Source organism: Blautia acetica (assembly GCF_038739805.1).
In the GTDB taxonomy this organism is placed as follows: Bacteria; Bacillota; Clostridia; order Lachnospirales; family Lachnospiraceae; genus Blautia.
This window is the reverse complement of sequence record NZ_JBBEWO010000001.1, coordinates 224916-239636: the sequence shown is the minus strand read 5'-3', so window position 1 is coordinate 239636 and position 14721 is coordinate 224916. Positions and strand designations below refer to the sequence as shown.

Annotated in this window: 10 protein-coding genes; all 10 read right to left on the bottom strand. The window is 44.5% G+C overall.

The genetic code is table 11. From position 1 onward, the window contains the following. Positions 1-130 precede the first annotated feature (130 nt). The 10 genes from WBS51_RS01140 to WBS51_RS01095 all read right to left on the bottom strand — a co-directional run bounded on the left by WBS51_RS01140 (position 131) and on the right by WBS51_RS01095 (position 14694). Positions 131-1804 (bottom strand): M3 family oligoendopeptidase, encoded by a 1674-nt coding sequence (locus WBS51_RS01140; protein ID WP_294459566.1) that lies wholly within the window; start codon positions 1802-1804, stop codon positions 131-133. Between the two features lie 30 nt (positions 1805-1834). Continuing rightward, the gene (gene smpB, locus WBS51_RS01135) at positions 1835-2305 is read right to left on the bottom strand and encodes an SsrA-binding protein SmpB (protein WP_173747416.1); all 471 of its coding nucleotides are present in this window, start codon (positions 2303-2305) and stop codon (positions 1835-1837) included. Between the two features lie 3 nt (positions 2306-2308). Next, entirely contained in the window at positions 2309-4579 is a 2271-nt protein-coding gene (gene rnr, locus WBS51_RS01130) for a ribonuclease R (RefSeq protein WP_173747415.1), read from the bottom strand. 2 nt (positions 4580-4581) lie between these two features. After that, positions 4582-4818, bottom strand: coding sequence for a preprotein translocase subunit SecG (gene secG, locus WBS51_RS01125; protein WP_173747414.1), 237 nt, complete (start codon positions 4816-4818; stop codon positions 4582-4584). A gap of 62 nt (positions 4819-4880) precedes the next feature. Beyond that, positions 4881-6215, bottom strand: a complete 1335-nt coding sequence (gene eno / locus WBS51_RS01120) for a phosphopyruvate hydratase (RefSeq protein ID WP_173747413.1) — start codon at positions 6213-6215, stop codon at positions 4881-4883. A gap of 36 nt (positions 6216-6251) precedes the next feature. Next, positions 6252-10469: a SpaA isopeptide-forming pilin-related protein gene (locus WBS51_RS01115; protein ID WP_294459553.1), complete on the bottom strand. Its 4218-nt coding sequence runs from the start codon at positions 10467-10469 to the stop codon at positions 6252-6254. Between the two features lie 250 nt (positions 10470-10719). Continuing rightward, positions 10720-12261: a 2,3-bisphosphoglycerate-independent phosphoglycerate mutase gene (gene gpmI / locus WBS51_RS01110; protein WP_173747411.1), complete on the bottom strand. Its 1542-nt coding sequence runs from the start codon at positions 12259-12261 to the stop codon at positions 10720-10722. Between the two features lie 199 nt (positions 12262-12460). Further along, the gene (locus WBS51_RS01105) at positions 12461-13204 is read right to left on the bottom strand and encodes an amino acid ABC transporter ATP-binding protein (RefSeq protein WP_291681982.1); all 744 of its coding nucleotides are present in this window, start codon (positions 13202-13204) and stop codon (positions 12461-12463) included. Continuing rightward, positions 13194-13886, bottom strand: coding sequence for an amino acid ABC transporter permease (locus tag WBS51_RS01100; RefSeq protein WP_173747410.1), 693 nt, complete (start codon positions 13884-13886; stop codon positions 13194-13196). Before WBS51_RS01100 ends, WBS51_RS01105 begins: the two co-directional genes overlap by 11 nt. A 16-nt stretch (positions 13887-13902) precedes the next feature. Next, positions 13903-14694, bottom strand: a complete 792-nt coding sequence (locus WBS51_RS01095; RefSeq protein WP_294459552.1) for a transporter substrate-binding domain-containing protein — start codon at positions 14692-14694, stop codon at positions 13903-13905. Positions 14695-14721 lie beyond the last annotated feature (27 nt).

Here is a 14721-nt window from a genome sequence, read left to right as displayed (position 1 = left end):
TTGTTTTCTTAATGTTGTGAATCAATCTTCTTTATTATAATAAATTATGAAGTTTTGTCAACTGTTTCTGGCAAAATTCTCGCATTTGTGTTTTTTGCACAAAGACAAATATCTTTCTGGCCGAAACTTTTCAAGCAATTTCTTTTAAATTCTCCACAATTTTACGGATAACTCCATCTTTAAAGGGAGACTCTATGCCGCTTTGCTGTAACAAATCAGTATGAAACTCGGAAGCGGAAATCCTGCATAATTTCAGATAACTCTCCCACGCTCCCCGGCGGTCCTTATCCATCCAGATTTTGTACTCAAAAGCACAAAGCTGGGCAATCACATAATCAATATAGTAGAGAGGGAAACTGTAAATATGGTGTTGTTTCTGCCAGAAACAGCCTCTTTCAAAGAAGTCCAGCCCTGCATAATCCATATGAGGCTTATATTCCTTCTCCAGCTTTTTCCACACCTCTTTCCTCTGCTGAGGCGTCATTTCCGGATGGTCATACACTTCATGCTGAAATTCGTCCACCATACAGCCGTACGGTACAAAAATCACAGCATCCTCCAAATGCATACCGGTGTAATCGGCTGTCTTCTCTTTTCCGAAAAACAGATGATACCAAGGTTCTGTAAAGAATTCCATGGACATGGAATGAATCTCCGCAGTTTCCATACCAATATCTGCATGTTCCCGGATAGGGTCTTCTGCTGCCAGGTATCCCTGGAACGCATGGCCGCACTCATGAGTCATAACGTCCACATCTCCGCTGGTGCCGTTAAAGTTGGCAAAAATAAACGGTGCCTTATAGTCCGGAAGGTACGTCATATATCCGCCCACTGCTTTTGTCTTTCTGCCAAAGACATCTAAAAGTTCGTTTTCCATCATAAAATCAAAAAACTCTTTTGTCTCCGGAGACAATTCTTCATACATCTCCTGTCCTGCTGCCAGAATTTCCTCCGGCGTTCCTTCCGGCTGGGGATTTCCCTCTGGTCCGTATACCTGTTCGTCTGTATAAGTCATATGCTCAAGTCCCAGACGCTCTCTCCTTTTTTCAAAAAGCTCTTCTGCAAAAGGAACCCATACTTCCTTCACCTGACGTCTCAGATTTTCAATTTCTTTTCTTCCATAACAGTTCCTCTGCATGCGCAGATATCCCAGAGGTGTATACGTCTCAAATCCCAGTGTTTTTGCCTGCTCTGTTCTGTTTTTTACCAGTTTGTCATACAACTCATCCAATTTATCGGCAATACTGTCAAAGAAAGCATTTTGTTTCTGGGCTGCTCTTCTTCTCACTTCAGGATCTTTACTTTTCAGATAAGGAGTCAAAAGAGAAAGATTCAGGGTTTCCCCTTCCCAGCCAATTTTAGCGCTGGCCAGAAGTTTTTCATATTCTGTCACCAGTGCATTCTCCTCCTGCATCAGTGGAATGACTTCCTCGGACACAGACTTCATGGCAATTTCCATATTTTTAAATGCCACAGACCCTATTTTTTCTTCCAGAACGTCCCTGTACGGGGAAGCAAAGAGCCGCTTCTGATATTCCACACATAAGTTGGAATACTCGGGCACCTGTTCATCATAGTAATTCTGTTCCTTCTCATAAAACTCGTCTGTGGTGTCAATGGTATGGCGAATGGAACAAAGCGTCACCTGGGTCTGCACCCTGTCATTGAGTTTATAAAACTCTTTGTGAACAGCAAACTGCTCTTCCCCGCTTCCCGCTTCTTCCAGCTTCTTCATCAATTTTTTCAGCTGCTCTTTTACCTGTACAAAATCAATTCTTTCATACGGCATATCTTTAAATTTCATCATGGTCTGTTCTCCTCTCCTGCCCTGCAGTTAATACAGGTTTTTCACCTTAAATTCTCTCTCTGTCTCTCTTCTCTGGTCCTTTTTTGCAATGTCCTGCCGCTTATCGTAAAGCTTCTTGCCTTTCGCCACGCCCATTTCTACTTTCACAAGACTGCCTTTAAAATATACCTTCAAAGGTACCAAAGTATACCCTTTTTCTCTGATTTTGCCTTCTATTTTCCGAATTTCATAGGTATGAAGCAAAAGCTTACGCACCCTTAAAGGGTCTTTGTTAAAAATATTGCCTCTTTCATAAGGGCTGATATGCATACCATAAATAAACACCTCGCCCTTCTCAATCTGAATAAAAGACTCTTTAACACTGCATTTTCCCATGCGCAGGGATTTGACCTCTGTACCCGCCAGTTCAATCCCTGCCTCATAAGTGTCCTCTATAAAATAATCATGGTATGCCTTTTTATTATTTGCAATCAGACGAATCCCTGATTCTTTTGCCATGACTTAATCCTCCCTTTCCAAACTGAAATCCACGGTTTTTGTGGCAATGTCCGCCTGTTCTACCCGAACCTTTACTTTCTGCCCCATGGAATATACCTTTTTCGTCATATCTCCCACAAAGCGGTACTTTTCTTTCTCATATGTGTAATAATCATCCCGCATGGAATTCACATGCACCAGACCTTCCACCGTATTAGGCAGTTCCACATACAGTCCCCATTCCGTCACGCCTGAAATAGTTCCCTCCATGACTTCGCCAATATGCTGCTTCATAAACTCTGCCTTCTTCATTTTAACGGTTTCCCGCTCTACCTCTTCGGCTCTTCTCTCCATAGCACTGGACTGTCCTGCCACTTCCTCCAGAATTTCCGCATAGTGGCGAATTTTTGCCTCTGTCATCTTGCCTCGCAGATGTTCCTTGATAATTCTGTGAATCTGCAAATCCGGATACCTGCGGATAGGAGACGTAAAGTGACAGTAATACTTGGCAGCCAGGCCAAAATGTCCGCTGCACTGGGTGGTATACCTGGCCTGTTTCATAGAACGCAGAAGCAGCCGGGCAAAAAACGGCTCACATTCCATGCCTTCCAGCTCTTTTAAAATTTTCTGCACTTCTTTTGGGCTGATTTCTTCTTTTGCTTTCTTCACTTTTACTCCTGCCTGATGAACCATTTCCAGTACAGCTTCCATCTTTTCCCCATCGGGAGTATCGTGTGTCCGGTATACAAAAGGCAGGCCCAAAAGCGCATATTCTTCTGCTACCGTTTCATTTGCAGCCAGCATAAAGTCTTCAATGAGCCGGGTAGCCACATTCTGTTCATAAGGATAAATTTCCACTGGCTTTCCACTGTCATCCAGACGAATTTTGCTTTCCGGGAAATCAAAGTCAATGGCTCCTCTCTTCTTTCTTCTCTTCCGAAGGAGTCCGGAAAGCTCGCCCATTTCCAAAAGCATGGGAACCAGTTCTCTGTATTTCTCTGTCACCGCTTCGTCTTCACCCAGGAGAATCTTTTTTACGTCTGTGTATGTCATTCTCTCATTCACCCGGATGACGGTCTCCACAATGCGGTGAGACACAATTTTTCCTTTTTCATTAATATCCATCAGGCAGCTTAACGCCAGTCTGTCCTCTCCTGCGTTCAGAGAACAGATACCATTGGAAAGTTTTTTGGGCAGCATGGGAATTACCCGGTCCACCAAATAGACACTGGTGCCTCTTTTCAGTGCTTCTCTGTCTAAAGCACTGCTGTACTGCACATAATTGCTTACATCTGCAATGTGTACCCCCAGATGATACAGGCCGTTTTCCTTTGTAAGAGAAACCGCATCATCCAAATCTTTGGCGTCTTCCCCGTCAATGGTAACCATAACCACATCCCTCAAATCTTCTCTGCCATAAAAATCTCCCTCATTTAACGTCTCTTTTACGCGCTGGGCCTGATTGGCCACCTTTTCCGGAAATTCCATGGGCAAATCATAGCTTTTCGCCACACACAGGACATCTACGCCTTTTTCTCCCGGCTTTCCCAGGATTTCTGTCACGATTCCTTCCGGAGATTTTCCTCCCCGACCATAATCCTTAATCTTCACCAGAACTTTATCTCCGTCCTCGGCTTCCATAGCCTTTCCCTGGGGAATAAAAATATCTCTGGCAAACCGCTGGTTGTCCGGCACTGCAAAGCCAAAACCTGCCGACTGCTCATAAGTTCCCACGATTTCTTCGATTCCATGCTCCAGAATCCTTGTCACTGCACCTTCACAACGCCGTCCGTTCTTTTCTTCCTTCTGTACCGTTACCTGCACCGTATCTCCATGCAAGGCCCGTCCTACCTGCTCTTCCGGTATAAAAATATCCTGTCGCTCTTCCTCACCGGGAATTTCTACAAAACCAAAGCCTCTGGGATGACTGATAAAGGTTCCTGTATAAACATGGCCCTTTTTATATCCCAAACCGGTCTTTTCTTTTTTCTCCTGTTTTTCTGTCTGTTTTCTGCGGTCTTTTTCCGGCTTTCTCACAGCCTCATACTTGCCGCGCTTGCTGATGGTGACTTTCCCTTCTTTCAGGAGTATATCCAGTACCTTGTGCAGTTCCTCCCTTTTTCCCGAAGGAATCTGCAGAAGCACTGCCAAATCTCTGGCTCTCATAGGCTCATATTCCTTGCAGCACATCAACTCATATAAAATTTTTTTCCTCTTTTTCAGCTGTTGATTTTTCTTCAAATTTTCTCCTTTTCCTGTTAAAAAGATGACACCCTTGCAATGCAAGAGTGCCATGTTTAAAAGTTCAGATTCAATACTAACGCCAGCACAAAAAATAAAATCCCCATAATTTTGGTTGCTTTTACCATTGCGCCTTCCATGGAGCGTCCTTTATTTTTCCCCCAGTAAGTATCTGCCATTCCGGCAATACTTCCCAGTCCCTGGGACTTTCCTTCCTGCATCAGAATAATAACAGATAAGCCTATACAATCTATAACGAAAAGTACGGTCAAAACAATTCTCAAAATTTCCACGTTCACACCTCCTAATTGCTAAACATCTAAAGTTTAACACAGGCGCAGCATGATTTCAACTGTTATTTTCGCAGATTCCCATTTATCCCCTTATAATCATAGCAGGCAGTTTCTCCCAGCATATCCTCAATGGCAAGAAGGCGGTTATACTTTGCCGTCCGCTCTCCCCTGCAGGGCGCACCTGCCTTTATCTGTCCGCTGCCCGCTGCCACAGCCAAGTCAGCCAGAAACGTATCTTCACTCTCTCCCGAACGATGGGAAAGAATGGTTCGGTATCCCGCTTTATGAGCCAGTTCCACAGCCTCCATGGCCTCTGTCAAAGTCCCAATCTGGTTAACTTTTATCAGCACCGCATTGCCGGCGCCCATAGTGATTCCCCTGGCAATCCGTTCTGTATTGGTAACAAACAAATCATCCCCCACCAGCTGTACTTTCTGCCCCAGTCTTTGCGTCAGCCTCTGCCAGCCTTCCCAGTCTTCCTGGTCTAACCCATCCTCAATGGATAAAACGGGAAATGTCTCTGTCAGTTCTTCGTAGTAAGCGGTCATCTCTTCTGCTGTGCGATAGACTTCTGTGCCAGTCATAAAAGATTCTCCCGGAAAATAGTAAGCCTTTTTGTCTTCTTCGTACAGCTCACTGGCTGCCACATCTATGGCAAAACAGATATCCTTCCCAAGGGTATAGCCTGCGCGCTTTACAGCCTCTGCCATCATAGCCAAAGCTTCTTTTGCCCCCTGTACATCCGGCGCAAATCCACCTTCATCTCCTACAGCTGCAGACAATTTTCGCTCTTTTAAAAACTCTTTCAGCGTATGGTAAACCTCTGCGCACATGCGAAGTCCTTCTTTAAAGCAGCAGGCGCCTACAGGCATAATCATAAATTCCTGAAAATCTACAGTGTTGTCTGCATGTTTCCCGCCATTTAAAATATTCATCATAGGTACTGGCAGCTGTGTGCTTTTGCAGCCTCCCAGATACTGGTACAAAGGCATGCGCATAGCCTTTGCAGCCGCATCTGCCACCGCCAGAGATACAGCCAGTATGGCATTGGCTCCCATATGCTCCTTTTTCTCTGTGCCGTCTGCCTCCAGAAGCAGACAATCAATCCGGCTCTGGCAAAGTGCATTTTCTCCCAGCACTGCGTCTGCCAACACGGTATTGACATGCTCTACTGCCCTTTGTACTCCCAGGCCTCTGTAACGCGGTTCTGCGTCCCGCAGTTCCAAAGCTTCAAACTTTCCTGTGGATGCACCGGAAGGAACAATAGCCCTTCCGGTATATCCGTCCTTTCCCACAATACCTTCTCCTACCGTAATTTCTGCTTCTACTGTGGGATTCCCTCTGGAATCCAGCACTTCTCTGGCGTAAACCTTTCTGATAGGTAAATAGCGGTTCATGGCAAATACCTCCTGACTTTATGCCAAATTCTGGTTCTAGTGTCTTTTCTTCTTTCTGCCTCTTAAAGCTGCCCCCAAAATACCGGCACTGCCTGCTAAAAGAAACAGAAACAGCACACCTCTGCTCTCATCTTCCGTTTTTACCGCCTCTGCAGCTTTTGGTGTTTCTTTTTTCACAACAGGTTCATTTACCAACTTTAAGGTCTTCTCTTTTTTCCCGTCTATCAATCCCTGTTCATCTACCGGAATCCGATATACTGTTTCGTCCAACTGATACCCGTCTCTTGTCTTTACTTCTGTAAAGAAATACGCTTTCTGATGTTTCAATTCTGTAAGGGAAATTTTTCCTTCTCTGTCAGTTGTTATTTCTTTTCCCTTTTCTAAAAGTTCTTTTCTTGTCATTTCCTTTTGTGACGCCTCTGCTTCTGCAACGACAAATACTACCTGTTCCATGGGATTCTTCTTTCGGGCATCTGTTTTTTCCAGTGTAATTCTGGTTTTGCTGTTGAATACCGTAAAACTGCAGTCTTCTGTACTGTTTCCTTCTGTCACTCGTATCTCTGCCTCATGTTTTCCTTTGTCTACTGCATAATATTCCCCGGATTGCTTCTCTTCAACCTGATATTTTCCTGGAAACAGATTTTCCGCACAGGCCATGCCCTTCTCATCTGTGACAATCTCCTGCACCGTATCGCCTTTCTTCCACACAATTTCCCCTTCCGGGCTGCAGATGTCTGCTGCTGCCGTTACCACAAACACAAAACCAGAGCCCAATATCTTTCCGCTTTCTTCATCCTTTTTTGTAATCCACAATTTTCCTTTTAAAAATTCATCTGTCATCTCGACTTTCTGGACTTCTGGCGTATCTTTTACCTCCAGCCGTATCTCCGCCGCCGTTTTATATCCTTTGGGCGCTTTTTCTTCCCTTATAATATAATTCCCCGGCTTCAGATATTTTATAACATGAGGTTTCTCTCCGGTCTCCCAGGTTTCCTGTACAGCACCATTTTCTTCTTTCAATGTCAGTTTGGCACCTTTTAATTCCTTTTTGCTTTCCTGGCTTTTTTTGGAAACTTCCAAAACAATGGGATAATTCTCAATTTCCAGTCTGCAAGTCTCTTTTCCATCTATCAGCCCCTTTTCATCTACCGCCAGTTTATAGCGCTTCCCATTATGCCCATACCCTTCCGGCGCCTTTGTCTCAACCAGATAATAAATGGTTTTGTGTTTCAGATTCACGGCCATACATGTTCCCTTTTCATCGGTCACCAGCACCTGTCCGCCTTCTGTTGGTAATTCTGCCGTTCCCGCAATCTGTTCCTGTGTCAGCTGTTTTTCTTCAAACAGTATAAACTCCGCTCCCTGAAGCGTTTTTCCCGCTTCTCCTGCTTCGGTCTTCACAACTTCAATTCTGGTTTTCCTGTTTTTTGCTTCACACTCCACCTGGAAAATTTCTTCTCCCTCTCCCGCCTCCAAAAGTACCTCGTAAACCTTTTGACTGGCTGCATAATATTCTCCCGGCTGTTCTTCTTTTAAAATATATTTTCCCGGATACAAAGGCCTGGTCACTGCTGTCCCGTCTTCTCCTGTGGTAATCCGCTCAGCTTCTACTCCCTTTTTCATCCGAAGCGTTCCGTCTGCAGTATAGATATCTTCCCCGGCAGTAACGGAAAATACAAACCCTGTTCCCACATTTTCTTTGGTATCCTCATCTTTTTTCACAAGACGAATTTTTCCCTGCTGTGGTTTATCTGCAAAAAGGACTTCCAGATTTTCTCCCTGATTCATCCCATTATATACGGAAAATTCCAAGGGCACCGGGTTTAGAGCGTAGCCTTTGGGCGGCTGTATTTCCACCACACGGTACTGTCCTGCCTTTAACTTCTGGGGCAAGTGGAAACTTCCGGTTTCATCGGTCTCAAAAATCGTCTGTCTGGTTTCCTGGGGATACATGGAAACTAAAAATTCCTGGTCCTCCCATCCTTTTTCTGTCTGTTTCTGAATTTTAAATTTCGTTCCTTCTTTAGCTATTACTTTTCCCGTATCCGCTGCCGTCTTCACGATTTTTACCGGGCACAGAATCTCATCATTTTCCAGAATATAATATAAAGTCTGATTTTTTTCCTTTATTGTGATTTCAAAAGGCGCTGCCGGTGTATAACCCTGCGGTGTGTTGGATTCCTTTACCCGATAAGTCCCATAGAGAAGCCGCCCTTGTGGATACTTTTCGTCTTTTGTAGACGCATAGCCGTTTTTATCCGTAGTAATCGTCACTTGGTTTTTCTCGTTTCCCACTTCAGTAAAAGTAAATGAAATGCCTGCCCCGGGCTTCTTGAAACCATCCTCCTCCTGGTCCTCTTTTAATAGTTTTGTAAGGGACACATCTCCTCTTATGGGTTTTTCTTTACTGTTTATGAGAATTTTCAGCTGTGTACTGTCTTCTTCCGCCTCTGGTATGGTAACAACATATTCTTTCTCATCTGTAAGATAGCCCTCCGGCGCAGATAATTCTTTTACCCGGTAAGTGCCGCAAAAGAGGTTTTCCGCTTTTCCGTACCCCTTTTTATCGGTCTTGATTTCAGTCACCTTCTCACCCTTCTTCAAGGAACCTATGTCCTCTTCTGCATAAATACCGTAAACAGCCCCTTCAAACACAGCTCCTGTGACCTGCGGCTTGTGTTCCCCGGTTTCTGCATCCTGTTTCTGCAGTTCAATCTGTCCTCTTACGGGCTTCTCTCTGCTGGTAATCACTTCTTCTGTTTTTCCTCCATCCAGTGGAAAAGTAACTTCATATCTGGTTTCATCTAAAAAATATTTTGGGGAGGATTTCGTCTCTCGGACATAATAACTTCCAGGAAGAAGATTTTCCAACACACCCATTCCCTTTTCATCCGTTACGATTTTCCCGGCCGGACTGTCCTTTTTCAGACTGCCAATGTTCTCGGCCGCATAAACCGTATATTCTGCGCCTTTTAAAGACCCGTTTCCCTGTGGTACGGGCTTTCCTGTCTCATGGTCAATTTTCTGCAGTTTTAGCCGCACTTTTATGGGTTTTTCTTTGGAATGAATTTTTACATCCGTACTGCCATCCTGCCCTGGTACCGCCACAGTATACGTCTGGGTATCCAGTTCGTATCCTGCAGGGGCCTTTGTCTCTTTTACCGTATAAGTTCCTGCTGCAAGATTTTCCAATCTTCCGTAGCCCTTTTCGTCTGTCTCAATCTTTCCGATTTCCTGTCCGTCTTTACTCACCGTATAGACAGCGCCCTGCAGGCTTCCATTTCCCTGGGCCCCGGCTTCCCCTGTCTGTGCATCGGTTTTCTGTATCTCCAGGTTTCCCAGAACTGTCCACTTCACCTGAAATTCTGTGGGCTGTGCATTTTTTATATGGAAGCATCCATAACCGGAGGTCTGGGAATCGCCTTTTGCAGGCAATACCATGGCTTCCCATCTGCCATCCTTTTCCCCATACAATTTTCCGGACTGCCAGATTTCGCCTGTTTTAGATGCTGCATCCAAGGGTGCGGAAAAATAAAAGCTTTCCCCTGCGCTTACGCTGACCTGTCCGGTCTGAATTTCTCCGGTAGATTCCTTATGCAGCTTTACACCCTCCGGACAGGTAAAAGAAATCCTATTTTCTCCATTTTCAGAAAGATACTGTATACTTTCTGTTCTCTGATAATCTGTCCCCTTTTCATAATAAGCAGACAAGGAAGTTTTGGAAAACCGGGAAGAAACGGAAGGAATCTCTCTTCCCTCCAGCCAGTCAATAAATTCCCACACACCGGATTTTTTCACATCTGCTTCATCCATGTTGTGAAATGCATTTTCTCTGTCAAAAAAATAAGAAACCGCCAGATGGGTACGCACATATTTGGCATCCTCCAGCGAAGAATCTCCCAGACCTTCATAGGCAGACTGATCAATATAGGCTCCCTGTCCCGGTCCTCCGTAACCATAATAAAGAGCTGCTCTTAGGCCTTCATTGTCCGACTGCATCTCCGGCTCATACTCTCCGGGCGGCACAAAATTTTTGTCCGGCTCCAGACAGTACGCGGTATAATCTCCCTGTTCCGTGTGAGCCGTATAAAAATAGGTGCCATGAACACCCCAATAATGGGGATATTCCACCCATCTTACTCTTTCCATAGTTACTTTTCCAAGTTCTGCTGCCTGCACAAAAGTGCAAAGACAGAGAAGCAGCGAAAGCACTATTCCCCAGATACGTATTTTTCTTTTTCCATGACTGCTCATAGTGTCCCCTTTCCCAGGAATCCAGAAAAAGAACACGGATGTGCCATGCAGCATAAAAACATAGCATATAACAGTCTTATCTGTTTTCCTGCTTTCGATTTTTCATGTTTTGGATTGTTCGGCCGACTGGCCCTGATGTTTTAGATTTCTTTTGAAATGTGACTTTATCATAGCACCCGGGCTGTAAAAATACAACCCGGAATACTACACAAAATCCTGTGGATTTTAAAAGGATAACTTTGTATACTTTTTATTTTTTAATCAGCAGAGATTTTCCTGTCATTTCTGCCGGCTGTTCCATACCCATTAATTCAATCAGGGTTGGCGCAATGTCTGCCAGACAGCCCCCTTCTCTCAAGCCATAAGACGGGTCTGCATTTACCAGAATAAAGGGAACCGGATTTGTGGTGTGTGCTGTAAACGGTGCGCCTGTTTCATAATCCACCAGCTGTTCTGCATTTCCGTGGTCTGCACAGATAAACATCTGTCCGTTTACCTCTTTCACTGCTTCTACTGCTTTTCCCACACACTCGTCCACTGCTTCAATGGCTTTGATAGCAGCTGCTTCCACACCGGTATGTCCAACCATATCCGGGTTTGCAAAGTTGATGATAATGACATCATATTTGTCAGATTTAATCGCCTCTACCAGTTTATCGCATACTTCATAAGCGCTCATTTCCGGTTTTAAATCATAAGTTGCAACTTTTGGAGATTTTACCAGAATACGGTCTTCTCCCTCGTTTGGCTCTTCCACACCACCGTTAAAGAAGAAGGTTACATGGGCATATTTCTCTGTCTCTGCAATACGAGCCTGTTTCAGACCGTTTGCTGCCAGAAATTCTCCGAAAGTATTGTTAATGGATACTTTATGGAAAGCAACCTCTTTGTTTGGAATCGTCGGGTCGTATTCTGTAAAGCATACATAAGTCAGATCCAATCTCTTGTCTCTCGCAAAACCTGTGAAGTCATCATCACAGAAGGCTCTTGTAATTTCTCTTGCACGGTCCGGACGGAAGTTAAAGAAGATAACGGAATCCTTGTCTTTTACTGTTCCGATTGGTGCTCCGTCTTTCACAATGACAGTAGGCAGAACAAATTCATCTGTCTTATCATTGTCATAAGAAGCCTGGATAGCTTCCACAGCAGATTCAGCCTGTACGCCTTCGCCCTTTGTCATGGCATTGAAAGCCAGTTCCACACGATCCCAGCGGTTATCGCGGTCCATTGCATAGTAACGTCCCATAACGGAGGCAACCTGTCCTACACCCAGTTCTTCCATTTTCGCACAAAGCTGTTCCACATAACCTTTGCCGCCTGTAGGAGGTGTGTCTCTTCCATCCAGGAAGCAGTGTACAAAAACTTTGGACAGCCCTTCTCTTTTAGCCAGTTCCAGAAGACCGAATACATGAGTCAGGTGGCTGTGCACACCGCCGTCTGACATCAGACCGAATAAATGCAGGGCGCTGTTCTGTTCTTTTGCATTTGTCACAGCTTTTAACAGAGCTTCATTTTTGAAAAAGTCTCCATCCTCAATTTCTTTTGTAATTCTTGTCAGTTCCTGATATACAATACGGCCTGCCCCCATATTCAGGTGTCCGACCTCTGAATTTCCCATCTGCCCTTCCGGAAGACCTACGGCCATACCGCTGGCATTTCCCTTTACAAATGGGCACTGTGCTTTCAGTTGGTCCATAATCGGTGTTTTTCCTTCGCAGACCGCATTTGCCTCACACTTGTCATTCAATCCATAGCCATCGAGAATCATTAATACGGTTGGTTTTTTACTCATAGTAATTTCTCCCTTATATAAAATTTGATTTACTAACTTTTTACCCGTTTATATTTTAACAGAAATCCCAGATTTTTCAATCCCAAGATTTCCGTTTCTGTCTCTTCCAAATATTTCCCACAAAATTTTTCAAACAACAAAACTGCCAAAAGAACAAGCGGTCTTTGGGGATGACAACTGTTCTTTTGGCAGTTTTCCATTACAGTACTTTTGATAAAAATTCTTTCAGACGGGGATTCTTCGGATTGCCGAAAAATTCCTGAGGTTCTGCGTCCTCCTGAATGTTTCCTCCGTCCACAAACAGCACACGGCTGGCTACTTCCCTTGCAAATCCCATTTCATGAGTTACCACTACCATGGTCATACCCGTATGAGCCAGTTCCTTCATAATTTCCAGAACCTCCCCTACCATTTCCGGGTCCAGGGCAGAAGTAGGCTCGTCAAAAAGCATAACGTCCGGATTCATAGCCAGGGCTCTTGCAATGGCAATACGCTGCTTCTGACCTCCGGAAAGGCGTCCCGGATAGGCTCCTGCTTTATCCGGCAGTCCCACTCTCTCCAGCAGTTCATCGGCCTTTTTAGAAGCCTCTTCCTGAGTCATCAGCTTTAAAGTCACCGGCGCCAGCATAATATTTTCCTTCACGGTCTTATGTGGAAACAGATTAAACTGCTGAAATACCATGCCGATTTTCTGACGATGACGGTTAATATCCACCTTGGGATCTGTAATATCCACGTTTTCAAACAGGATTTTTCCCCCTGTAGGTTCCTCCATAAGGTTTAAAGAGCGCAGAAACGTAGATTTACCGGAACCGGAAGGTCCGATAATAGCCACAACTTCTCCTTTGTGGATTTCGGTGGAAATTCCATCCAAAACCACATTTCCATCAAAAGATTTCTGCAGGTTCTGCACCTGAATCAAAACTTCTCCTTTAGTGTTCACTCTTGCGCAGCCTCCTTTCCAGTTTGCCCATAAAGTGGGTCAGCAGCATAACCAGCACCAGGTAGAATACAGCCGCTGAAATCAAAGGCACAAACGCACTGTAAGTACGGCTCTGTACCAGAGTTGCCGCTTTTGTAATATCTGTAGTGCCGATATAACCAATAATAGCTGTTTCTTTTAACAGTACAATCAACTCATTAATCAGCGCAGGAAGCACGTTTTTAAATGCCTGAGGCATAATAATCAGCCACAGAGTCTGCACTGCAGAAAGTCCCAGACTTCTGCCCGCTTCTGTCTGTCCCTTGTCAATAGACATAATACCGGAACGGACAATTTCTGCCACATAAGCGCCGGAATTAATACCAAAGGCAATTCCGCCGATGATAATATTATTCAGATTCACACTGGCAAAAACCACGGAATAGAAAATCAAAATCTGAATCATGGACGGTGTACCGCGGATAACCGTCAGATAAATCTTTGCCAGCAGATTCAGGAGTTTCAGCTTTCCTGTCTGCTCATGAGTGGTACGGATAATGGCAATGAGAAATCCCAGCACCACACCGATACAAAGGGCCAGCAGGGTAACCAGAACGGTTGTTTTCAAACCTTCCAGCCACCAAGAGGTTGCGCCGTTATCCACAAAGTAGCGCTGAAACCATGCCTGTAAATTTTCCAACATATCTTCTGTCTCCTTATTATTTCTTCACAATGACTACCTGAGTAGCTTCCGCATAAGTGTCCGTAAAGTCCACGCTTTTTTCACGCTCTGCATTGACGGTCATACCAGCAGCACCGAAATCTGCTTTTCCGGTATCTACGGTAGCCAGAATCATTTCAAATGCCATATCCTCAATCTTCAGGTCATATCCCATTTTATCGCAGATCGCTCTTGCAATATCCGCATCAATCCCCACGATTTCATCGCCTTCTTTGTATTCCCATGGCTCAAATTCTGCATTGGTAGCCATAGTAAGCGTTCCTTTAGAATGGTCTGCGTCCGCAGGAGATTCATAGGGGTGTTCTCCCACTTCATCTCCAAGATAATTGCTCTGAATCTGCTCTAAGGTTCCATCTTCCTTTAACTCTTTCAACACCTGATTCATTTCTTCCTTCAGTTCTATGTTGCCTTTTTTCAGACAGATAGCATATTCTTCTTTATCAAAAATGCCGTCTACAATTTTCAAATCATCGTTTGCTTCCACAAATTTTTCTGCTGGGAGAGAGTCAATAACCACACAGTCAATTTTTCCGTTTTTCAACGCTTGAATCGCATCGGCTCCCTTGTTAAAACGGCTTACCTGCTTATCTTCTTTAACCGCTTCTGTCGCCTGGCTGTCTCCTGTAGTACCAATCTGCACACCAATCTTTAAATCTGCCAAGTCTTCTTTTGAAGAAATCTCCACCGGTTCTGCGCTCTTTCCACTTCCACATCCTGCTGCCGCCAGCATAGCGGCGGTCATTGCCATAACTAAAATTTTCTTTTTCATAATTGCCTCTCCTTTATTCATATAATA